This is a genomic window from Variovorax sp. 01N425 (assembly GCF_056399465.1).
Map to the genome: position 1 here is coordinate 100,587 of NZ_JBFTRJ010000014.1, position 19,383 is coordinate 119,969.

General features: G+C 69.2%; 23 protein-coding genes. 12 read left to right on the forward strand and 11 right to left on the reverse strand.

All coding sequences use genetic code 11. The annotated features are described in order from the left end of the window. Positions 1-5: 5 nt before the first annotated feature. Positions 6-704 carry a ribulose-phosphate 3-epimerase gene (gene rpe, locus AC1DSC_RS23905; protein ID WP_436287193.1) on the reverse strand — a complete coding sequence of 233 codons (699 nt, stop codon included), beginning with the start codon at positions 702-704 and terminating at the stop codon, positions 6-8. Between the two features lie 71 nt (positions 705-775). On the opposite strand from rpe, the gene apaG reads away from it, so the two are divergent. The 4 genes from apaG (at position 776) to AC1DSC_RS23925 (ending at position 5,728) form a co-directional block, all read left to right on the forward strand. Continuing rightward, positions 776-1,171 carry a Co2+/Mg2+ efflux protein ApaG gene (gene apaG, locus AC1DSC_RS23910; protein ID WP_012745656.1) on the forward strand — a complete coding sequence of 132 codons (396 nt, stop codon included), beginning with the start codon at positions 776-778 and terminating at the stop codon, positions 1,169-1,171. 119 nt (positions 1,172-1,290) lie between these two features. Next, complete coding sequence (locus tag AC1DSC_RS23915; RefSeq protein WP_436287192.1) at positions 1,291-3,261, forward strand: site-specific recombinase; 1,971 nt, start codon at positions 1,291-1,293, stop codon at positions 3,259-3,261. Continuing rightward, a complete protein-coding gene (locus tag AC1DSC_RS23920; RefSeq protein ID WP_012745654.1) occupies positions 3,258-4,529 on the forward strand; it encodes a cation:proton antiporter in 1,272 nt (423 codons plus the stop codon). The genes AC1DSC_RS23915 and AC1DSC_RS23920 overlap by 4 nt, the downstream gene beginning before the upstream one ends. Beyond that, positions 4,526-5,728, forward strand: coding sequence for a YbdK family carboxylate-amine ligase (locus AC1DSC_RS23925; protein ID WP_081247509.1), 1,203 nt, complete (start codon positions 4,526-4,528; stop codon positions 5,726-5,728). The genes AC1DSC_RS23920 and AC1DSC_RS23925 overlap by 4 nt, the downstream gene beginning before the upstream one ends. Here AC1DSC_RS23925 and AC1DSC_RS23930 read toward each other — a convergent pair. Continuing rightward, on the reverse strand, positions 5,725-6,702 hold the full coding sequence (locus AC1DSC_RS23930) for a GlxA family transcriptional regulator (protein ID WP_436287191.1): 978 nt from the start codon (positions 6,700-6,702) through the stop codon (positions 5,725-5,727). The two genes, AC1DSC_RS23925 and AC1DSC_RS23930, sit on opposite strands and share 4 nt — an antisense overlap. Before the next feature lie 103 nt (positions 6,703-6,805). On the opposite strand from AC1DSC_RS23930, the gene AC1DSC_RS23935 reads away from it, so the two are divergent. Further along, positions 6,806-7,435 carry an isochorismatase family protein gene (locus AC1DSC_RS23935; protein ID WP_436287190.1) on the forward strand — a complete coding sequence of 210 codons (630 nt, stop codon included), beginning with the start codon at positions 6,806-6,808 and terminating at the stop codon, positions 7,433-7,435. Positions 7,436-7,460: 25 nt separating this feature from the next. Beyond that, on the forward strand, positions 7,461-8,420 hold the full coding sequence (gene thiL / locus AC1DSC_RS23940) for a thiamine-phosphate kinase (protein ID WP_436287189.1): 960 nt from the start codon (positions 7,461-7,463) through the stop codon (positions 8,418-8,420). On the opposite strand, the gene AC1DSC_RS23945 is transcribed toward thiL, so the two are convergent. Both AC1DSC_RS23945 and AC1DSC_RS23950 read right to left on the reverse strand, forming a co-directional pair. Continuing rightward, the gene (locus tag AC1DSC_RS23945; protein WP_436287188.1) at positions 8,421-9,131 is read right to left on the reverse strand and encodes a DUF3053 domain-containing protein; all 711 of its coding nucleotides are present in this window, start codon (positions 9,129-9,131) and stop codon (positions 8,421-8,423) included. It lies immediately after the preceding gene. 88 nt (positions 9,132-9,219) lie between these two features. Then, positions 9,220-10,704, reverse strand: coding sequence for an MFS transporter (locus AC1DSC_RS23950; RefSeq protein ID WP_436287187.1), 1,485 nt, complete (start codon positions 10,702-10,704; stop codon positions 9,220-9,222). Between the two features lie 166 nt (positions 10,705-10,870). On the opposite strand from AC1DSC_RS23950, the gene AC1DSC_RS23955 reads away from it, so the two are divergent. Genes AC1DSC_RS23955 through AC1DSC_RS23970 form a run of 4 tightly spaced genes read left to right on the forward strand, consistent with a single transcriptional unit; the run spans position 10,871 to position 12,756 of the window. Further along, complete coding sequence (locus AC1DSC_RS23955) at positions 10,871-11,398, forward strand: phosphatidylglycerophosphatase A family protein (protein WP_062363668.1); 528 nt, start codon at positions 10,871-10,873, stop codon at positions 11,396-11,398. Beyond that, the gene (locus tag AC1DSC_RS23960) at positions 11,392-11,946 is read left to right on the forward strand and encodes a CinA family protein (RefSeq protein WP_436287186.1); all 555 of its coding nucleotides are present in this window, start codon (positions 11,392-11,394) and stop codon (positions 11,944-11,946) included. The genes AC1DSC_RS23955 and AC1DSC_RS23960 overlap by 7 nt, the downstream gene beginning before the upstream one ends. Before the next feature lies 1 nt (position 11,947). After that, entirely contained in the window at positions 11,948-12,445 is a 498-nt protein-coding gene (locus AC1DSC_RS23965; RefSeq protein WP_436287185.1) for a nuclear transport factor 2 family protein, read from the forward strand. After that, the gene (locus tag AC1DSC_RS23970) at positions 12,442-12,756 is read left to right on the forward strand and encodes a GNAT family N-acetyltransferase (protein ID WP_436287184.1); all 315 of its coding nucleotides are present in this window, start codon (positions 12,442-12,444) and stop codon (positions 12,754-12,756) included. Before AC1DSC_RS23965 ends, AC1DSC_RS23970 begins: the two co-directional genes overlap by 4 nt. On the opposite strand, the gene AC1DSC_RS23975 is transcribed toward AC1DSC_RS23970, so the two are convergent. Both AC1DSC_RS23975 and AC1DSC_RS23980 read right to left on the reverse strand, forming a co-directional pair. Then, entirely contained in the window at positions 12,746-13,933 is a 1,188-nt protein-coding gene (locus AC1DSC_RS23975; RefSeq protein WP_418147370.1) for an MFS transporter, read from the reverse strand. The two genes, AC1DSC_RS23970 and AC1DSC_RS23975, sit on opposite strands and share 11 nt — an antisense overlap. Positions 13,934-13,979: 46 nt before the next feature. Continuing rightward, positions 13,980-14,762 carry a UPF0149 family protein gene (locus AC1DSC_RS23980; protein WP_436287183.1) on the reverse strand — a complete coding sequence of 261 codons (783 nt, stop codon included), beginning with the start codon at positions 14,760-14,762 and terminating at the stop codon, positions 13,980-13,982. A 55-nt stretch (positions 14,763-14,817) separates the two neighbouring features. Between AC1DSC_RS23980 and AC1DSC_RS23985 the strand changes: the two genes are divergently transcribed. Next, a complete protein-coding gene (locus tag AC1DSC_RS23985) occupies positions 14,818-16,536 on the forward strand; it encodes an FMN-binding glutamate synthase family protein (RefSeq protein ID WP_436287182.1) in 1,719 nt (572 codons plus the stop codon). Continuing rightward, positions 16,533-17,450 carry a BUD32 family EKC/KEOPS complex subunit gene (locus AC1DSC_RS23990; protein ID WP_369664111.1) on the forward strand — a complete coding sequence of 306 codons (918 nt, stop codon included), beginning with the start codon at positions 16,533-16,535 and terminating at the stop codon, positions 17,448-17,450. The genes AC1DSC_RS23985 and AC1DSC_RS23990 overlap by 4 nt, the downstream gene beginning before the upstream one ends. Positions 17,451-17,459: 9 nt before the next feature. On the opposite strand, the gene AC1DSC_RS23995 is transcribed toward AC1DSC_RS23990, so the two are convergent. The 5 genes from AC1DSC_RS23995 to AC1DSC_RS24015 all read right to left on the reverse strand — a co-directional run bounded on the left by AC1DSC_RS23995 (position 17,460) and on the right by AC1DSC_RS24015 (position 19,377). Continuing rightward, positions 17,460-17,714: a hypothetical protein gene (locus tag AC1DSC_RS23995; protein WP_436287181.1), complete on the reverse strand. Its 255-nt coding sequence runs from the start codon at positions 17,712-17,714 to the stop codon at positions 17,460-17,462. Between the two features lie 31 nt (positions 17,715-17,745). Further along, positions 17,746-17,991, reverse strand: coding sequence for a hypothetical protein (locus AC1DSC_RS24000; RefSeq protein WP_307592918.1), 246 nt, complete (start codon positions 17,989-17,991; stop codon positions 17,746-17,748). Between the two features lie 32 nt (positions 17,992-18,023). Then, positions 18,024-18,266 carry a hypothetical protein gene (locus AC1DSC_RS24005; protein WP_307592919.1) on the reverse strand — a complete coding sequence of 81 codons (243 nt, stop codon included), beginning with the start codon at positions 18,264-18,266 and terminating at the stop codon, positions 18,024-18,026. Further along, complete coding sequence (locus AC1DSC_RS24010) at positions 18,263-18,685, reverse strand: type VI secretion system amidase effector protein Tae4 (RefSeq protein ID WP_436287180.1); 423 nt, start codon at positions 18,683-18,685, stop codon at positions 18,263-18,265. Before AC1DSC_RS24010 ends, AC1DSC_RS24005 begins: the two co-directional genes overlap by 4 nt. A 260-nt stretch (positions 18,686-18,945) precedes the next feature. After that, the gene (locus AC1DSC_RS24015) at positions 18,946-19,377 is read right to left on the reverse strand and encodes a putative toxin-antitoxin system toxin component, PIN family (protein WP_436287179.1); all 432 of its coding nucleotides are present in this window, start codon (positions 19,375-19,377) and stop codon (positions 18,946-18,948) included. Between the last annotated feature and the right edge of the window lie 6 nt (positions 19,378-19,383).

Sequence of the window (19,383 nt, forward strand, 5' to 3'; positions counted from 1 at the left end):
GGGGTTTATTTGCCGACCACGCCTGCCAGCTGGTCGCGCATGGCCGAGATCACCGCCGCGTAGTCCTTGGCATCGAAGATCGCGCTGCCGGCCACGAAGGTGTCGGCGCCGGCGGACGCCACGCGCGCGATGTTGTCCACCTTGATGCCGCCGTCCACCTCCAGCCGGATGTCGCGCCCGCTCTGCTCGATGCGCTTGCGCGCGAGTTCGATCTTGCGCAGCGCCGAATCGATGAAGCTCTGCCCGCCGAAGCCGGGGTTCACCGACATGATCAGGATCAGGTCGATGTCGTCGATCGCCCAATCGAGCGCCTCCAGGCCCAGCCCGGGGTTGAACACCAGCCCCGCCTTGCAGCCCGCGCCCTTGATGGCCTGGATGCTGCGGTTCACGTGCGGCGAGGCATCGGGGTGGAAGCTGATGTAGTCGGCGCCCGCTTCCGCGAAGGAGGCGGCCAGCGCGTCGACCGGCTGGATCATCAGGTGCACGTCGATCGGCACCGCCTCGCCGTCGGCCGTCTTGGCATAGGGCTTGAGGGCCTTGCAGATCATCGGGCCGAAGGTCAGGTTGGGCACGTAATGGTTGTCCATCACGTCGAAATGGATCCAGTCGGCGCCGGCGGCGATGACCTTGGCCAGTTCGTCGCCCAGATGGGCGAAATCGGCCGAGAGAATGGAGGGGGCGATGCGGAACGGCGTGCTGCTCATGCCACGATTGTCGCAGCCGGCGGAAAACCCGGAAAGCAGTGCAAGAGAAGGCTCCAGTTACCATCGCGCGCATGCCGCACAGTCCCATCCGCGTCCAGGTCGAACCGCGCTATCTCGCAGACCAGTCCTCGCCCAAGGACAAGATCTACACCTTTGCCTACACCGTCACCGTGACCAACGAGGGCGAGACCAGCGCCCAGCTCATCGCCCGCCACTGGCTCATCAACGACGCCTCGGGCCATGCGCAGGAGGTCAAGGGCCTGGGCGTGATCGGCCAGCAGCCGCTCCTGGCGCCCGGCGAATCGTTCCGCTACACCAGCGGCTGCCGCCTGCAGGCGCCCAGCGGCACCATGCACGGCAGCTATTTCATGGTGACGGAAGACGGCGAGCGCTTCGACGTGCCGATTCCGATGTTCGTGCTGGAGGCGGACATCGGCGGGGCGCCCGTTTCGCGCGTACTTCATTAGCTCGCCCCCAGTCTTCGCGCACTTCGTGTCGCTACGCCAACCCCCTACCGGGGGCAACACCAGCGGCCCGGCAAAGCCGGTTCCGCGGTGTTTCTGGTATCTGAATTCTTTACTTTTTTATGGCTGCTGCATCGCTTGACCTGCAGGGGCTGCTGGCCCGGCTCGATCCGACGGCGGATGTGGCGCAGCGCCACATCTGGCTGATCGACGTCTTCGACTGGCTGCGCGGCGACCGTGCGTCGCCGCAGGCGGCGGTGGGGCGGGTGTCGCTGCTGCTCGACGCGGTCGAGGCGCGGCCCGAGCTGCGCGGGCGGCTGCGGGCATGGTGGCGCGCCTTCACGCAGGCGGTCGACCTGACCACGCTGCTCGCGGACTACGGCTTTGCGCCGCGCACCGCCTTCGTGAGCGAGCTCACCGAACGGCTGCGCCGCAAGATCCTGCCCGGCACGCCCGAGACCACCGACGCCTCGGACCTGTTCCGCATGGTGCTGCCCGGCGCGTTCGACGCGGGCTGGATCGCATTGCTCGACGACGCACAGCTCGCGCGCATCGGCAATCTGCTGGCCGACGCCGCACTCGACGACGATGGCGCCCCGCGCTGGCGCCACACCGTGATGGACGCCGTCACCTACTGCAGCAGCCAGGTGGTGGCGGCCGGCTTCTCGCCCGAATTGCGGCTGCGCATGAGCGCGGCGAGCGAGAGCCGCGCCTTCCATGCGCTGATGTCCGATCTCGACGCCTTGCGCGAGCAGATGTTCCGGGCACCCCGCGACGAAGACGCGCTGCAGGCCGCGTTCCTGGCCTTCCGCGACCGGCTCGACGCCTGCCGCGCCAGCGCCTCCTCGGTCTACACGCACCTGGAGGACAACGGCATCTCGGTCGGCCTGGTGTTCCGGCTGCGCCAGCTGCGCGAGCGGGTGCTGCGCATCCGCGAGCTGCTCGACTGCCTGATCTCGCCCGCACCCGCGCCCAGCGTGGCGCGGCTGGTGGGCCGGCTGGTGCTGGCCGGCGGCGAGCGCAACAGCATCCGCGCGCTGATCGCGTCGAACTCCTCGATGCTGGCGGCCAAGGTGACCGAGCGCAGCGCCGAGACCGGCGAGCACTACATCACGCGCGACCGCGCCAGCTACCTGCAGATGGTGCGCAAGGCCGCGGGCGGCGGCGCGCTCACCGCGCTGACGGTGCTGCTCAAGTTCGGCATCTATTCGCTCGCGCTGTCGGCCTTCTGGAGCGGGCTCTGGTCGGGACTGATGTATGCCGCGAGCTTTGTCGCGATCCAGCTGCTGCACCTGACGCTGGCCACCAAGCAGCCCGCGATGACGGCGCCGGCCATGGCGGCGCGGCTGCGCGACATCAAGACCGATGCCGCGGTGGCCGATTTCGTCGACGAAGTGGCCAACCTGGTGCGTTCGCAGGTGGCGGCCGTGCTCGGCAACGTGGGCTTGGTGGTGCCCGCGATGCTGGCGCTCGCCCTCCTGGTGCAGTTCGCGCTCGGCCGGCCGCTGCTGGACGCGGCGCATGCCGCGGCCACGCTGCAATCGCTCTCGCTGGCGGGCCCGACCGCGGTCTTCGCGGCCTTGACCGGCGTGCTGCTGTTCGCGGCCAGCATCGTCGGGGGCTGGACAGAAAACGCCTTTGTCCTGCATCGCCTGGACTCCGCCATGCGTTACAACCCTCGCATCGGCGCTTTTCTGGGTGCCGCCCGCGCCCGCCGCTGGGCCACCTTCATGCGCACGCACATATCGGGCTTTGCCTCCAACATCTCGCTCGGGCTCATGCTCGGACTGCTGCCCGCATTCGCGGGTTTCTTCGGGCTCGGGCTGGACGTGCGCCACGTGACACTGTCGGCCGGGCAGATCGCGGCGGCCGCGGCCTCCACGGGCATGGCGGTACTCCAGCAGCCCGCGCTGTGGTGGGCGGTGGCGGCTATTCCCGTGATCGGCGCGCTCAATGTGAGCGTGAGTTTCTATTTCGCGTTCCGGCTGGCGCTGCGCGCGCACAGCGTCAGCCTGGGTGACCGCGCACGCATCCGCAGCGCCATCTGGGCGCGCTGGCGCAGCCGGCCCATCAGCTTTTTTCTACCTGCATGAATCTGACGAATCTCATCAACGATCTGCTGGGCTTCTGGTCCGAGTGGCTGCGCCCTTCGGCCGGCCTGCCCACGGTGCTGTGGTCGCTGCTGCTGGCCGCGGCGGCGGCCTCCGGCCACCTGGTGCAGCGCTACCTGGGCCTGCCCAAGGTGGTGGGCTATTCGATGGTCGGCGCGGTGGCCGGCCTGGCCGGTTTCGAAGGCGCGATCTGGCCGCTGCGCGGCATCAGCCTGTTCCTGCTGGAGCTCGGCGCGGCCGTGGTGCTGTTCGAAGCCGGCGGCCGGCTACCGCTGCGCTGGTTCCGCCACAACCCGATGGTGCTGGTGCAGAGCCTGCTCGAGGCCACGCTCACCTACTTCGGCGTGTTCTGGATGCTGCAGCTGCTGGGCCTGCCCGATCCGGTGGCCAACCCCATCGCGCTGATGGCCATCGTCGCCTCGCCGGCGGTGCTGAGCCGCGTGATCATCGACACCCGCGCCTCTGGGCCGGTGACCGAGCGCGCCATGACGCTGGCCACGCTCAACACCTTCTATGCGCTGGCGCTCGGCTATGCGCAGGCCGGCCTGATCGAACGGGCGCCGCAGACGCTGCTGCAAAAGCTCTATCCGGTGGCGGTGGTGCTCGGCCTGTCGTTCGTGGTCGGCGCCATCCTCGCGCTGGCGCTGCGCACGGCGCTGCGCTTCATGAGCCCGACGAGCGAGAACACCTCGATCCTGCTGCTCGCGCTCATTGCAGCCGCCAGCGCGCTCACGGCCCACGTCGGCGGCTCGGCGCCGCTGGCCGCGCTGATCGGCGGGGTGCTGCTCAAGACGCTGAACCCCAAGCCCTGGGCCTGGCAGCGGCAGCTGGGCACGGCCTCGTCGCTGCTCACCATGCTGATGTTCGTGCTGGTGTCCATCGTGGCCGCGCAGGCCGACTGGACGCTGCCCGTGGCCAGCGTGGTGCTGGCGGTGATCGGCATCCGCCTGTTCGCCAAGATCGCCGGCGTGGCCATTGCCAACCCGGGCAGCGGCGCGAGCTGGAACCAGGCCTTCTGGGTGGGCTGCGCGATGTCGCCGCTGTCGTCGATCGCGCTGCTCATCGCCTCGAACTTCACCACCGCGTCGCCGCTGCTCGGCACCATGATCACGCAGGTGGCCCTGCCCTCGATTCTCCTGATGGAAGTGATGGGCGCCGTGCTCGCCACCGTGGCCATCCACGCGGTGGGCGAAAGCTCGGTGCCCTGGACCCCGCAGGCCTTCAGCACCACGGAGGACACGCAGCGATGACCGCGGCCATGCCTTTGCCCGACAGCGACGACTTCCGCTCGCCCGCCCTGCCCGCGGACCCCGCGAGCCGCGTGGTCAAGCTCGAGCCCTTCAACCGCTCCGAAGCGCTGTCGCTCGGCGTGGAGCTCGAGCTGCAGCTCGTCAACACGCACGACTACGACCTGGCGCCCTATGCCGAGGACATGCTGCGGCTGATGTCGCAGACCCCGCTGCCCGGCAGCGTGGTGCCCGAGATGACCTCGAGCATGATCGAGATCTCCACCGACATCTGCCATTCGGCGCAGGACGTGATCACGCAGCTCTCGCCGATCCGCGAGGCGCTCATCAAGAACGCCGACAAGCTCAACATCGCGGTGGTGGGCGGCGGCACGCATGCCTTCCAGCAGTGGCACGAGCGGCGCATCTACGACAAGCCGCGCTTTCGCGAGCTGTCCGAGCTGTACGGCTACCTGAGCAAGCAGTTCACCATCTTTGGCCAGCACGTGCACATCGGCTGCCCCGATGCCGACTCGGCGCTCTTGATGCTGCACCGCATGTCGCGCTACATCCCGCACTTCATTGCGCTGTCGGCCTCGTCGCCGTTCGTGCAGGGGCAGGACACGCAATTCGACTCGGCCCGGCTCAACTCGGTGTTCGCGTTTCCGCTCTCGGGCCGCGCGCCGTTCACGCTGAGCTGGAAGGAGTTCGAAGCGTACTTCGAGCGCATGACCCGCACCGGCGTCGTGCGCAGCATGAAGGACTTCTATTGGGACATCCGGCCCAAGCCCGAGTTCGGCACCATCGAGATCCGCGTGTTCGACACGCCGCTCACGGTCGAGCGCGCGGCCGCGCTCGCGGGCTACGTGCAGTCGCTGGCCGCATGGTTCCTGCAGGAGCAGCCCTTCGAGCCGACCGAGGACGACTACCTCGTCTACACCTACAACCGCTTCCAGGCCTGCCGCTTCGGGCTCGATGCGGTGTACGTCGACCCGGCCAGCGGCCAGCACATGCCGCTGCGCGACCACATCCTCATGACCATGACGCAGCTCGAATGGCACAGCGAGGCGCTCAACGCCACGCAGGCGCTCGGCGAGCTGCGCACCAGCGTGGAAGCCAACCGCAACGACGCGCGCTGGCTGCGCGAGAAGCAGGGCAAGGAGCGCCTCCTGGCCGAGGTGGTGCGGCAGGCGGCGCTGCGCTTTCGCGGCGGCGGAGCCTAGGCCGCCACCGCCTCCTGCGAGAACTGCCTGCGGTAGGCCGTGGGCGACACCTTGAACGCCGCCGCGAAGTGCTTTCGCAGCGACACCGCCGAGCCGAAGCCGACGTCGGTGGCCACGCGTTCCACCGGCCGGTCGGTGGTCTCCAGCAGCCGCTGCGCGAGCGCAAGCCGCTGGTTCTGCAGCCATTGGCCGACGGTGGTGCCCGTGGCCTCGCGAAAGCGCCGCGTGAAGGTGCGCCGGCTCATCAGTGCGCGCCGCGCGAGGCTGTCGAGCTCGTGCGGGCTCTGCAGGTGGCGGCCCAGCCATTCGAGCAGCGGCGCAAGGCGGTCGCCCTCGGCCGCGGCGGGCATCGGCTGGCGGATGTACTGCGCCTGTCCGCCCTGCCGGTGCGGCGCCACCACCATGCGCCGCGCGGCGCGGTTCGCCGCCTCGGCGCCATGGCGCACGCGCAGCAGGTGAAGGCAGCAGTCGATGCCCGCGGCCGTGCCGGCCGAGGTGAGCACGTCGCCGTCGTCGACATACAGCACCTCGGGCTGCAGCCTGACCTTCGGATATTGCCTGGCAAAGGCTTCGGCCAGGTTCCAGTGCGTGGTGGCCGGGCGGCCATCGAGCAGGCCCGCCTCGGCCAGCACGAAGGCGCCCAGGCACAGCCCGACCACGATGGCGCCGCGCCGATGGGCCGCCTGCAGCGCGCGGATCAGCGCCGGCGGCGCGGGCCGGCCGTCGTCGCACCATGAGGGCACGATCACGATCTGCGCACGCCGGATCGCCTCGAGACCGTGCGGCACCCCGAGCGTGAAGCCCGCATTGGTCTGCAGCGGGCCCGGCTCGGTGCCGCACACCTGCAGGCGAAAACGCGGGTCGCCTGCTTCGGTGCGGTCTTCGCCGAAGACCATGCACGGCACCGACAGGTGAAAGGGGCTGATGCCGTCGAAGGCGACGAGGGCGATGGTTTCCAGGGTTTTTCGAGCCATGGCCCGATTTTATCGATGAATGGCTTTCGGGCCACTTTCTCCCAAGGGCCCCAGCGCGAACAATCGGGCCATCCCAACCACTTGCAACACGGAGCCACCCACCATGAGCAACCACCCCGCCCCGCGCCGCGCCCTCGTCGTGATCGACGTGCAGAACGAATACTTCGAAGGCGGCGGCCTGCCCATCGAGTACCCGCCGGTCGAAAGCTCGCTGCCGAAGATCGCGCAGGCCATGGACGCCGCGCGCGCGGCCGGCACGCCGGTGGTCGTGGTGCAGCACCACGCACCCAAGGGCGCGCCGGTGTTCCAGGCCGACGCGCACAACGGCCAGCTGCATCCGGAAATTGCGAGGCGGCCGCGCGACCACCTCATCACCAAGACCTTGCCGAGCGTGTTCACCGGCACCGACTTTGCCGACTGGATCGCGCGCCACCAGATCGACACGCTCAGCGTGGTGGGCTACATGACGCAGAACTGCGATGCGTCCACCGTGTTCGAGGCCATGCACCGCGGCCTCAACGTGGAGTTCCTGTCGGACGCGAGCGGCGCGCTGCCGTACTCGAATGCGGCCGGACAGGTCAGCGCCGAGGAAATCCACCGCGTCTTCAGCGTCGTGTTCCACAGCAACTTCGCGGCCGTGGCAAGCACCGAGGCCTGGATTGCCGCGCTGCAGGCCGGCCAGCCGATCGAGAAGGACAACGTCGTGATGTCGAACCGGCGCGCGCGGGGGTGAGCGGTTCAGCGCTTATGCTCGCCCCATGGGTGAATTCGACCTGATCACACGCTACTTCCAGCGCCCCGCCAAGCGCTCCCCGCTCGGCGTGGGCGACGACTGCGCATTGCTCGCGCCCGCGCCCGGCATGCAGCTTGCCGTGTCCTGCGACATGCTGGTCGAGGGCCGGCATTTTCTCTCGACCGTCGATCCCGCGCGGCTCGGCCACAAGGCGCTGGCGGTGAACCTCAGCGACCTGGCGGCCTGCGGCGCAAAGCCGCTGGCCTTCACGCTCGCGCTCGCGCTGCCCGGTGTCGACGAGCCCTGGCTCGAAGCCTTTTCGCGCGGCCTGTTCGCGCTGGCCGACGAGCACGGCTGCGAGCTCGTGGGCGGCGACACCACGCGCGGCCCGCTCAACATCTGCATCACCGTGTTCGGCGAAGTGCCGGCCGGCGCGGCGCTGCTGCGCTCGGGCGCGCACGCGGGCGACGACATCTGGGTCAGCGGCACGCTCGGCGATGCGCGGCTCGCGCTCGAGGCGTTCCGCGGCACGCTCTCACTGCCCGCCGACGTGTTCGCGCAGGCGCGCAGGCGCATGGAGCAGCCCACGCCGCGCGTGGCGCTGGGCCAGGCGCTGCGCGGTACCGCTTCCGCGGCGGTGGACGTGAGCGATGGCCTCGTGGGCGACCTGGGCCACATCCTCGCGTCGAGCAAGGTGGGCGCCACGCTCGATGCCGATGTGGCCACCGGCGTGATCGCCGCGGCCGCGTCCTGCGGCCTCGGCACCGAGATCCTGCGCACCTGCGCGCTTTCAGGCGGCGACGACTACGAGCTGGTCTTCACCGCACCGCCCGCCGCGCGCGCCGCGGTCGAACAGGCCGGCAGGGAAAGCGCCACGCGCGTGACGCGCATCGGCCGCATCGACGCCGAAGCCGGCCTGCGCATCGTGGACGCCGACGGCGCGCCGGTGGCGCAGCGCTTCGGCTCCTTCGACCACTTCGTCTGATCAGGACCCTCGAACCATCGCCTGCATCTTGGCCTGGGCGGCGTTGATGTCCTTCGACTGGCCATTGAGCTCCTGCAGCATCTTGTTGAGCTGCGCCTGCACGGCCGGATCGCTCACGCTGACCGACGAGCCCGAGACCTGGATCTTCGACTTGTTCTGCTCGAGGTAGTCGCCCACCGCGAGCGCGCCGTCGAACACCTTGTCGAGGGCAGGGAACACCTCCTTGAAGGTGGCGGCCGGCGCCGAGACGGTCTTCTCGTAGGCCTTGTCGTAGACCTGCTTCAGGTCGTCGGGCTGCTTGAGCTTCGCGTGCGCGGCATCGGCCTTGGCCAGTTCCTGGTCGAGCGCGGTGCGCAGGCCGCCCAGGCCGTCCTTGGCGGCCTTGAGGTCGTCGCGCCGCGACGCCAGGTCGGCAATCGAGCGCAGCGCGCCCTTGGCCATGACCTGGCCCATCGGCTGGCTGACCGACTTGTTCATGCCCTCGTTGAAGTCGGCGATCACCGCGTAGTGCTGCGCATAGTCGCCGAAGGAGGCCTTCTCGTCGGCCGTGGGCGTGGGCACGCGCAGGCCGGGCTTGTCGAGCACGCGGGCCTGCAGGAAGCCGATGAAGGCGGTGCGCTGCTCGGCCTCCTTGCTGCCGCAAGCCGCGAGCAGGAAGCTGAACGCCAGGCACAGCCACAACGCGTTGAAACGGACCACGGCTCTGTTCATGATGGATGGGCTCTCACGCTGGAATGGGTCGCGAAGCATACGATGCGCATTGCCGCGGGCGAATACGCCGGACGGCATGCAGGAAGGCCTAGAGCGATTGCTTGGGCACGCCGATCGAGCTGCGCGCGGCAACGAAGCGCGCCACCAGCCATGCCGCCAGCGCGGGCGCGAACGCGAAGCTCGCAAACAGCCAGGCCGCGGCCGAGCGCGCCCCCGCCACGCCGCCGGGCTCGCTGAGGCCGGCCGCGTTGGCCACCAGCCCCGCCACCGCCGCGCCCACGGCCATGCCGTAGAGCTGCACGGTGGTGATCGAGGCCGAGGCCAGGCCTTCCTGCCCGGCCGGCGCGAGCGACATCACGCGCGTGACCAGGTGCGGCCATCCGATGCCCACGCCCAGCCCCACGGCCGCCAGCGCGATGGCGGCCAGCAGCATCTCGAGCCCCGGCGCAAAGCGCCCGGGTGCCGGCAGCAGCAGCGCGAGCGCGGCAAGCCCCAGCGTGCAGGCCACGGGCCCGGCGCGCAGCATGCGGTCGGCGCCCGCGCCGCTGCGCCCCGACGACAGCAGCGAGCCCGCGCTCCAGCCACCGGCCATCGCCGCAGTGAGATAGCCGGCCGACAGCGGCGAATGGCCATGCAGCAACTGCAGGAAGTACGGCACGAAGATCTCGGTGGTGGTGCCGATCAGGAGCAGCACCACGCAGGCATAGATGGCGCCCATCGGCGTGCGCAGCGCGTAGGCGCCGGCGGGCAGCAGCCGCACCGCGGCATGCCGGTCGATCCGCGTGGCGGCCACGCCGAGCGCCAGGCCCAGCGCCACGCCGGCGGCCTGCCAGGCCATGGCCGACAGGAACTCGCTGGCCGCGATCACCAGCACCGAGGCCGCCAGCAAGCCGATCTGCAGCGCCGCAATGCGCGGCATGGCCGATGGCCGTTCATGCCGCACGCCGGCCGCGGGCCGCAACTGCACCGCGACCAGCAGCGCCTGCACGGCAGCCAGCGGCAGCAGCGACCAGAAGGCCCAGCGCCAGTGCCCCGCCTGCGCGAACAGGCCGCCCACCGCCGGCCCGCAGAGCGTGGCCACGCCCCACATGCCCGACACCAGCGCCACCGCGCGCGGCCACAGCCGCGGCGCGAACACCCGCTGGATCAGCGCATAGCTCAGGGCCGCGAGCAGGCCGCCGCCCAGCCCCTGCACCGTGCGGCCCGCGAGCAGCCACGGCATGGCCGGTGCGAGCGCGCAGGCCATCGACCCCGCGCCGAAGACCACGAGCGCCGCCAGGCAGGCGCCGCGCGGCCCCAGCCGCGCCAGCAGCCGCACCGACAGCGTGGCGCCGAGGATCGATCCCACCACGAACAACGTGGTGCTCCAGGCATACCAGTCGAGCCCGCCGACCTCGTTCACCACCGAGGGCAGCACGGTCGTCACGATGTGCACGTTGACCGCATGCAGCGCAACGCCGCCCGTGAGCGCCAGCGCGCGCCAGCCGTTGCGGCCGCTGAAGAGTTCGCTCCAATCGGCAGCGGGCGAAGCGGGGTGGAGCGAGGCAGGGGCGTTGGATGAGGCGGCAGGCATATGGCGCGGTCCTTGGCGGACGACGGGTGGCAAGGCAAGGCCCGGATACTAGGCCGGCCTTGTGAATTAAACAAGCTATTGCTTTGATAAATAGAGGGCCTTGGACAGCCCCCCGAATGCGCGACACTCTGGCCTGATGCAAGCTGCTTCTTCCTCCACAGGCCCCATGCCGCCAGCCACGCCCCGCCGTCCCTCGATCGCTTTCCTGTTGTCCCACCCGGCGCATTTCATCGCCATGGGCTTCGGCTCCGGCCTGCCGCGCGTGGCGCCCGGCACCGTCGGCACGCTCTGGGCCTGGGCCGCCTTTGCCGTGATGCAGCTGTGGCTCACGCCCGCGGCCATCGGCTGGATCATCCTGGCCTCGCTGCCGATCGGCTGGTGGGCCTGCAGCATCACCGCGCGCGACATGGGCGTGGCCGACCCGGGCAGCATCGTGTGGGACGAGGTGATCGCGTTCTGGATCGTGCTCTGGCTCGTCACCCCCGCCGGGCTCCTCGCGCAGGCCATCGCGTTCGGCCTGTTCCGCTTCTTCGATGCCGCCAAGCCGGGGCCGGTGGCCTGGGCCGATGCGCTGTTCAAGCAGCGCGACGCGGTCCAGGTGCGCTGGTGGCGCGCGGGCTTCGGCATCATCCTCGACGACCTGGTGGCGGCGTTCTGCACGCTCTTGGTCATCGCGCTCTGGCGCGCATGGTGAACACGATGGAAGCCTCGACCCCAGCGAATTTTCTTGCCGACCAGGACACGCCCGCGCTCGTCGCGGCCTTGGCCGACCTGCTGCTGAAGAAGGGCTGGATGCTGGCCACGGCCGAAAGCTGCACCGGCGGGCTCATTGCCGGCGCATGCACCGAGCTCGCAGGCTCCAGTGCCTGGTTCGAGCGCGGCTTCGTCAGCTACTCGAACGCGGCCAAGACCGAACTGCTGGGCGTCGACGCCGCGCTGATCGAAGCCCACGGCGCGGTCAGCGAGCCGGTGGCGCGCGCCATGGCCGAAGGCGCCATCGCGCATTCGGCAGCGCGCGCCGCGGTGGCCGTGACCGGCGTGGCCGGCCCCACCGGCGGCAGCCCCGAAAAGCCGGTCGGCACCGTGTGGTTCGGCTGGTCGGTCGACGGGCAGGTGCGCACCGAGCGCCGCCGCTTCGATGGCGACCGCGCCGCGGTGCGCGCCGCCACGGTGCACTACGCCCTGCAGACACTGGTGGGCCTGCTCGGCCCGCAGCCCGGCACCACAACGAAGGCCCCATGACATGACAACTGCCACCGCCAATGCCCAGACCATCGAGCGCTTCTACGAGGCCTTCTCCAGGCTCGACGCCCGCGCCATGGCCGCCTGCTACGCCAGCGACGCGGCCTTCGACGACGAGGCCTTCTCGCTGCGCGGCCGGCAACAGGTGGGCGGCATGTGGCGGATGCTCTGCGACGCCACGCGCGCCAAGGGCGCCGACGTCTGGCGGCTGACCTGGCGCGACGTGCAGGCCGACGGCACCAGCGGCCAGGCCCATTGGGACGCGCACTACCGCTTCAGCGCTACCGGCCGGCTGGTCGACAACAGCGTCGATGCGCGCTTCGGCTTCACGCCCGAAGGGCTGATTGCCACGCATCGCGACAGCTTTGCCTTCTGGACCTGGTCGCGCCGGGCGCTGGGCGCGCCGGGCCTGCTGCTCGGCTGGACGCCGATGCTGCGCAACAAGGTACGCGCCACCGCGGCCGCCAATCTCGCCACTTATCTCGCACGCCAACCATGAGCAACAGCAACCTCGCCATCACCAACAACGAAGCCCAGCACCGCTACGAAGCCGCGCTCGAGGGCCAGCTCGCGGCCTACGCCGAATACAACCTGCTGACCGACGCCATCATGTTCACGCACACCGAGGTGCTGCCCGAGCACGAGGGCAAGGGCGTGGGCTCGGGCATTGCGCGGCATGTGCTGGACGAGGCGCGCGCCAAGGGGCTGCATGTGATTCCGGTGTGCCAGTTCATTGCGGGCTACATCCGCAAGCACCGCGAATTCGCCGACCTGGTGCGGCCCGACATCCAGCGCGCCTTCAAGATCTGAGGGCATCGGCCTTCGGCGCGGGCAGCCACGCGAAGGCCGCGATGCCCAGCACCAGCAGCGCGGCAATGGTGGCCAGCACGGCCCTGAGCGGATCGCCGCCATGCGCCGCGGCCACCGAGGCCGCCACGCCGGTGGCCCACTGCATGAGCGCGACGCCGAGGAACATCGCCATGGTGAAGACCGCCATCGCGCGGCCCGTGAGCGTCGCCGGATAGGCCACGCGCACGTCGGCGTATTGCCAGACGATGAAGCCCGAGAGCACGCCGATCAGCACCATGCCGCCGATGTCCAGCCAGGCCGAATGCGTGAAGGCGATGAGCGCGAACAGCGCCGCATAGCCGAGCGCGCACACCACGATCCGGCGGCGGCGCGCGGCGCCATCACGGTCGAAGCGGCCGAACAGCGGCGCACCGAACAGCGAGATCACCGACACCGCGATGGCGACGTTGCCGCTTTGCACCAGCGAATAGCCGTGGCGCTCCATCATGAGCGGCCCGAGCCAGAGCCCGCGCAGCGAGATGAAGGCAGCGTAGGTCACGGCCCCGAGCATGACGATGCCGAGCGTGTGCGGCATTGCGAGCAGCGCGCCGAACTGGCGGATGGCCTCGGGAATCGACTCGTTCACCCGCGGCACGGCCGCGGCGGGCTCGCGCACCCAGTGCCAGATCGCGAGCCACGCCAGCGCCGAGGCCACGGCCAGCACCAGGAAGCCCGCGCGCCACGAATAGGCCTGCACCAGCCACGCGAGCGGCGTGCCGGTGGCCAGCATGCCCAGGCCGCCGATGGCCAGCACCAGGCCCGAGACGGTGGCAAAGCGCGCGGCCGGAAAGTGCCGCGCGATGAACACGGTGCACACCAGGAAGGCCGGCGCGCAGCCGATGCCGATCAGCGCCTGCCCCGCCACCAGCACCGCGTAGCTCGGCGCGAACGCCGACAGCAGCGCGCCCGCGATGGCGACCGGAAAAGCCACCAGCACCGTGCGCCGCACGCCATGCAGGTCGATGCCGATGCCCATGAAGAGCTGCATCGCGCCAAAGGCGAAATGAAAGGCGCCCGAGAAAATGCCCAGTGCCTGGGCCGAGAGCCTGAAGTCGGCCTGCAGCGGGCTCGCCATGATGGCGCCCACGGTGCGGAAGGCCTGGCTCAGCGCCACGCCGGCGCACAGCGCCAGCACCATGGCCCACGCCGCGCGTGGCGTCAGCCGTGCGCTGGCGGGGCCGCTGTCAGGCACCGTGGCACTTCTTGTATTTCTTGCCGCTGCCGCAGGGGCAGGGGTCGTTGCGGCCGGGCGTGGCTTCCTTGCGGAGGGTCTCGACCTTCGGGCCCAGGCTCTTCCAGAGCTGGCGCAGGTCGTACACGGCCCAGATGGCGGCGCCGAAATCGTCCAGCCGCTGCTGGCTCACGCTCGGCGGGCCGTCGTCGCTGAACATCGAGAGCGTGGGCTTGGCCTTGTCGTCCTCGGTCAGCGCCACGATGTTGTCGAGCGCATCGTCCAGCATCTGGGCGGCTTCCTTGTCGCGCGGCGCGGCCCAGTCCTCGGGCCAGTTCTCGACCGCGTACATGAAGCCCAGCGCCCAGACCTGCGCGAACGAAGGAATTTCCTCGCCCGCCACCTCGGCGCGCTCTTCCTCGGGCAGCGAGGCGATGGCGCCGCGGGTGTCGAGCACCTCGGGCTGCCAGCTGCGCTCGTCGTCGAGCGACTGCACATCGGCGTCCAGGCCCTCTTCGATCTCGCGCCAGCGGCGCTTCCAGTTCCAGACGAACTCCATGTGCTGGGCCGGCACGAAGCCCTCGCCCAGCAGCACCGGCCAGTATTCGGCCGGCTCGATGCGCCGGCGGGTGCAGATCAGCGCGGCCATGAAGCCTTCGCAGAACTCCCACTGGGGAATTTCCTCGTCCTGCTCGCGCATGGCGTCCAGCGCCTGGTCGAGGGCGTCGAAATCGTCGGGGCCGAGGGGGGCGGAAGCGGCCGCTTCGGCTTGGGGGGTGTCGTGGTTGTTGGTCATGGCAAGTTCGGGGCAGCCCTCTATGATGCAGCAGGCTCCGGTCGACACTATTTCTATGTCCACGATTATTCCGTTTCCGACGCGCTACAGCGCCTTCGCCCTGTGCGTGGTCGGGCTGGCGGCCTGCATCGCCCTGGTGCTGGTGTCGCCCCACCTGTGGCTGGCCTGGGTGGGCGTGGCGGTCTTCGCGGTGCTTTCGGGCACCGGCGTGCACGACCTGCGGCAGGCGCGCCACGCCATCCTGCGCAACTACCCCGTCATCGGCCACCTGCGCTTCCTGCTGGAATTCATCCGGCCGGAAATGCGGCAGTACTTCATCGAGAGCGATTCCGAGGCCGCCCCGTTCTCGCGCGCGCAGCGTTCGCTGGTGTACCAGCGCGCCAAGGGCGAGCCCGACAACCGGCCCTTCGGCACGCAACTGGACGTGACCATTGCGGGCTACGAGTGGATCAACCACTCGATGCAGCCCACCAAGCTCGACAACCACGATTTCCGCATCGTGATCGGCGGCACGCCGCACACCGCCGATGCCAGTCTGCCGCCATTGGGCGCGGCGTCGCACCATCCCTGCACCCAGCCCTACAGCGCGAGCGTGTTCAACATCTCGGCCATGAGCTTCGGCGCGCTGTCGGCCAATGCGATCCTCGCGCTCAACCAGGGCGCCAGGCTGGGCGGCTTTGCGCACGACACCGGCGAAGGCTCCATTTCGCAGCACCACCGCGTGCATGGCGGCGATCTGATCTGGGAAATCGGCTCGGGCTACTTCGGCTGCCGCAACGAGGATGGCAGCTTCAACGCCGAACGCTTCAGCGCCAACGCGCGCGATCCGCAGGTGAAGATGATCGAGATCAAGCTGAGCCAGGGCGCCAAGCCCGGGCACGGCGGCGTGCTGCCGGCACCCAAGGTCACGCCCGAGATCGCGGCCGCGCGCGGCGTGCCGATCGGCATCGACTGCGTTTCGCCCTCGTCGCACAGCGCGTTCAGCACGCCCATCGAGATGATGCATTTCATCGCCAGGCTGCGCGAGCTCTCGGGCGGCAAGCCGACCGGCTTCAAGTTCTGCCTCGGCCATCCGTGGGAGTGGTTCGCGATCGTCAAGGCCATGCAGGCGACGGGCATCACGCCCGACTTCATCGTGGTCGACGGCGCCGAGGGCGGCACCGGCGCCGCGCCGGTCGAATTCAGCGACCACGTGGGTGCGCCGCTGCAGGAAGGCCTGCTGCTGGTGCACAACACGCTCGTCGGCGTGAACCTGCGCCACCGCATCAAGCTGGGCTGCGCGGGCAAGGTGATCACGGCCTTCGACGTGGCGCGCATGATGGCGCTGGGCGCCGACTGGTGCAACGCGGCGCGCGGCTTCATGATGGCCCTGGGCTGCATCCAGGCGCAAAGCTGCCACACCGGCCACTGTCCCACCGGCGTGACCACGCAGGACCCGGTGCGCCAGCAGGCGCTGGTGGTGCCGACCAAGGCCGAGCGCGTGCGCAACTTCCACCGCAGCACGCTGCATGCGCTGCAGGAGCTGGTGCAGGCCGCCGGCCTCGACCATCCGCAGCAGATCACGGCGCACCACATCGTGCGGCGCATTTCCGACACCGAGGTGCGCCTCCTGAGCAACCTGGTGATGCAGGTGCAGCCGGGCGCGCTGCTCGGCCCGCTCGACAAGCAGCACAACGTGTTCCGCACCTACTGGCCGCTGGCCAGCGCCGAGAGTTTCCAGCCCCTGACACAAGGGCCGCACGGCCTGGTGTCGAACCTTCCGCTGGCCGCATGAACCCCTTGCGACGCGGGGCTTCGGCGCGGCTGCACAGCGCCAAGGGCGCGGCCTCCGCGCCCGCGCCGCTGGACGCGCAGCCCTTCGTGCCGGCGGCCGGCGACTACGCCGAATTCCTGCGCCTCATGCTGCCCAAGCAGCAGAAGAACGTCGCCAGCCACCGCCTGGGCAGCGAGCGCGTGTGGCTCAAGAAGGCCGGCCCGCGCCACGGCAAGTGGGGCTACCGCGTGATGGCGGCGGTCGCGCGCATGGCGCGGCTGGACATCATCAAGCCGGTGCCCAACCCAGGCGGCGAGGCCGCCATCGCCACCGAGGCGCGGCGCCTGCGGCAGCTCGCGGCCGCGGGCCTGCGCGTGCCGGCGGTGCTGGCGCAGCAGCCCGACGGCCTGCTGATCTCGGACCTCGGCCAAAGCGGCCGCGCCACCGTCGTGCTGCAGGAGCGGCTCGACCAGGCCGCCGCCGCCGGCCCGGCCGCGCTGCTCGCGGTCTGGCGCGTAGGGCTGGCCGCGATCGCCAAGGTGCATGTGCGCGGCCAGCACCTGAGCCAGGCCTTCGACCGCAACCTGGTGCAGTGCCCCGACGGCGTGATCGGCTACATCGATTTCGAGGACGACCCCTCCGAGGTCATGACCCTGGCCGAGTGCCAGGCCCGCGACTGGCTCAGCTACCTGCACTCCACGGCCATGATGCTGGAGGCCGCCGCCCCCGAAGCCGCCGGCCAGCACTGGCACGCTGCGCTGGCCGAGGTGGACACGGAAGTGCGCGAGCGCATCGCCGAGGCCGCGCGGCGCATGAAATGGGCGCAGAAGCTGCCCGCCAGCCGCCGCTGGGGCCGCGACACGCAGCGCGTGCGCGCGGTGGCGCGGCTGCTGGGGCGCTGGCACCTGGGGCCGGCTGCTGCGCTGCAGAACTAGCAGCGGTCGTCAGGGGCGCTGTTGGCGGCTGAGCTGCTTGTGCCGCCATTTGCGGAATGCGCGGTCGCCGAGCCAGCCGCCGGCAATGACGCAGAGGGCCTGTACTGCAAGAGCGATGACGAAAGCTTGCGACAAATCGCTCTCGCTTTGGGCCCTGTTCATTTCGTACCACTGCCCAATGGGGACGAGCACGACCTTCGCAACAAGAAAACTGAGCGCAAATGCGCCGGCCAAGATACAGAGCAGTCGAATGAGTATCTTCATGGAGTTCGGCCGATTGGAGTCGCCACATGAGCTACTGGCGATCAGGCTGCTTGTGCCACCATTTGCGAAATACCCAGTCGGCCAGCCAGGCGCCCGCAACGGCGAAGATCGCTTGCACAGCAAGAGCGGCAACGAAAGCCTCGGATACATCGTCGAAGCTCCGGGCCTTGTTCATTTCGTACCATCGCCCAATGGGAGCGAGCACACCTTTGGCAGCAAGAAAGCTGAGGGTCAGCGCTCCGACCAGAATACAGAGCAGTCGAATGAGTATCTTCATGGAACTCGGCCGATCCGTGATCGCTACATGAGCTACGGGCGATCAGGCTGCCTCTGCCGCCACTTGCGAAATGCCCAGTCGCCGAGCCAACCGCCCGCGATCAATGCGAGGAGTTGAACGGCGAGCGCGACCATGTACGCCTGGCCCAGGTCACCGTCGTTCCTTGCAAAGTTGAGCTCGTACCAATGGCCCACAGGGCCAATCAGCTTGTAGAAAATAAATCCGAGCGCAGTTGCTCCGACAACGATGAAGAAGAGGCGTGCAATAAATCTCATGGCACGTACCAGAACCAAATGGCAGAGCCCTTTCGGTAGTCTGTCATGAAGCCCTCCCACGACATGTTCAGTTGGATGCGGAACCATGACGACAGGGCCGTGAGCCGTGAGCCATTCCAAAGGTCGATGTGGTCGCCTTGCCGCCCCTCGCCCCAGTAATTCTGGATGAACACGATCCCCGTGCGGTTGGCGATTTTCTCGAACCCCTCTTTTCCCGTGTATTTTTCGGTCCGGGACATCACCCCGGCCTTGCCGGAATCCAGCCAGTTCGCCAATTCTTGCGCCCTGATCGGGTACTTCGGCTTGTCCTTCTGCCAGGAGAAGACACCGGGGAAGCTCTCAAGGCTCAGGCTGGATCGCATGAATGCTGCGCCCACGTTGATGGCACATTGATCCGTGTAGACGTCCTTGTCCAGCAAGGCCCCGTCTCCCTTGGTCGCAGGATGATTCGCCCAGAGCGTCGCGAAAGATGGTTGCATTTTTTCCCGTCGAAACAAGAATTGAAGGGTGGCGCCAGTGAAAGCTAACACCGCCCCCCGCAGGTGTCGATGAGTCGGAAGTTGTCAATCCGCCGGTTTTCGCGCGTTCCAGCGCGCAGCGGCAATCGATCGAGACCGTTGGTGCAACGGGTGTGGCATGGGTCGGCACGCAACACGCCGATGCGCCATCACTGCGCCGGCTACGAAAGCCCGAGCGCCGCCTGAACCACCACGCCGCGCAAGGCCAGCCGCTTCTTCATCGACAGCACCGCACGGTCCTTGCTGAGCAGCAGCGCGCGGTGCGCCACCGCAAGATCGATGAAGACCTGGTCGTCGGGGTCGCTGCAGACGCAGGGCGCGCGCGATGGAACGCCTTCGACCATGCGCACCCGGGCATCGAAGTCCGCCAGCACCGCGGGCACTTGCAGGCCGCGCTGCGCCATGCGCCGGGCGATCAGCGGATAGCCGAGCACGCGTTCGAGTTCGACGCGCATCGCGGCCGTTGCGAGCCAGCGCAGCTCGCCCGCGGCCAGCATGGCGATCAGCGGCACCCAGGCGGGGTCCTCGAAGACCAGCAGGTCGAGCGCGATGTTGGTGTCGATGACGACGAGGCCGGATTCTGGAACGAGCATGGCTCT

Bases quoted from the DNA above. Each gene is read 5' to 3' on its own strand.
- rpe (WP_436287193.1), bottom strand. From the start codon at position 704: ATGAGCAGCACGCCGTTCCGCATCGCCCCCTCCATTCTCTCGGCCGAT.
- apaG (WP_012745656.1), top strand. From the start codon at position 776: ATGCCGCACAGTCCCATCCGCGTCCAGGTCGAACCGCGCTATCTCGCA.
- AC1DSC_RS23915 (WP_436287192.1), top strand. From the start codon at position 1,291: ATGGCTGCTGCATCGCTTGACCTGCAGGGGCTGCTGGCCCGGCTCGAT.
- AC1DSC_RS23920 (WP_012745654.1), top strand. From the start codon at position 3,258: ATGAATCTGACGAATCTCATCAACGATCTGCTGGGCTTCTGGTCCGAG.
- AC1DSC_RS23925 (WP_081247509.1), top strand. From the start codon at position 4,526: ATGACCGCGGCCATGCCTTTGCCCGACAGCGACGACTTCCGCTCGCCC.
- AC1DSC_RS23930 (WP_436287191.1), bottom strand. From the start codon at position 6,702: ATGGCTCGAAAAACCCTGGAAACCATCGCCCTCGTCGCCTTCGACGGC.
- AC1DSC_RS23935 (WP_436287190.1), top strand. From the start codon at position 6,806: ATGAGCAACCACCCCGCCCCGCGCCGCGCCCTCGTCGTGATCGACGTG.
- thiL (WP_436287189.1), top strand. From the start codon at position 7,461: ATGGGTGAATTCGACCTGATCACACGCTACTTCCAGCGCCCCGCCAAG.
- AC1DSC_RS23945 (WP_436287188.1), bottom strand. From the start codon at position 9,131: ATGAACAGAGCCGTGGTCCGTTTCAACGCGTTGTGGCTGTGCCTGGCG.
- AC1DSC_RS23950 (WP_436287187.1), bottom strand. From the start codon at position 10,704: ATGCCTGCCGCCTCATCCAACGCCCCTGCCTCGCTCCACCCCGCTTCG.
- AC1DSC_RS23955 (WP_062363668.1), top strand. From the start codon at position 10,871: ATGCCGCCAGCCACGCCCCGCCGTCCCTCGATCGCTTTCCTGTTGTCC.
- AC1DSC_RS23960 (WP_436287186.1), top strand. From the start codon at position 11,392: ATGGTGAACACGATGGAAGCCTCGACCCCAGCGAATTTTCTTGCCGAC.
- AC1DSC_RS23965 (WP_436287185.1), top strand. From the start codon at position 11,948: ATGACAACTGCCACCGCCAATGCCCAGACCATCGAGCGCTTCTACGAG.
- AC1DSC_RS23970 (WP_436287184.1), top strand. From the start codon at position 12,442: ATGAGCAACAGCAACCTCGCCATCACCAACAACGAAGCCCAGCACCGC.
- AC1DSC_RS23975 (WP_418147370.1), bottom strand. From the start codon at position 13,933: ATGGTGCTGGCGCTGTGCGCCGGCGTGGCGCTGAGCCAGGCCTTCCGC.
- AC1DSC_RS23980 (WP_436287183.1), bottom strand. From the start codon at position 14,762: ATGACCAACAACCACGACACCCCCCAAGCCGAAGCGGCCGCTTCCGCC.
- AC1DSC_RS23985 (WP_436287182.1), top strand. From the start codon at position 14,818: ATGTCCACGATTATTCCGTTTCCGACGCGCTACAGCGCCTTCGCCCTG.
- AC1DSC_RS23990 (WP_369664111.1), top strand. From the start codon at position 16,533: ATGAACCCCTTGCGACGCGGGGCTTCGGCGCGGCTGCACAGCGCCAAG.
- AC1DSC_RS23995 (WP_436287181.1), bottom strand. From the start codon at position 17,714: ATGAAGATACTCATTCGACTGCTCTGTATCTTGGCCGGCGCATTTGCG.
- AC1DSC_RS24000 (WP_307592918.1), bottom strand. From the start codon at position 17,991: ATGAAGATACTCATTCGACTGCTCTGTATTCTGGTCGGAGCGCTGACC.
- AC1DSC_RS24005 (WP_307592919.1), bottom strand. From the start codon at position 18,266: ATGAGATTTATTGCACGCCTCTTCTTCATCGTTGTCGGAGCAACTGCG.
- AC1DSC_RS24015 (WP_436287179.1), bottom strand. From the start codon at position 19,377: ATGCTCGTTCCAGAATCCGGCCTCGTCGTCATCGACACCAACATCGCG.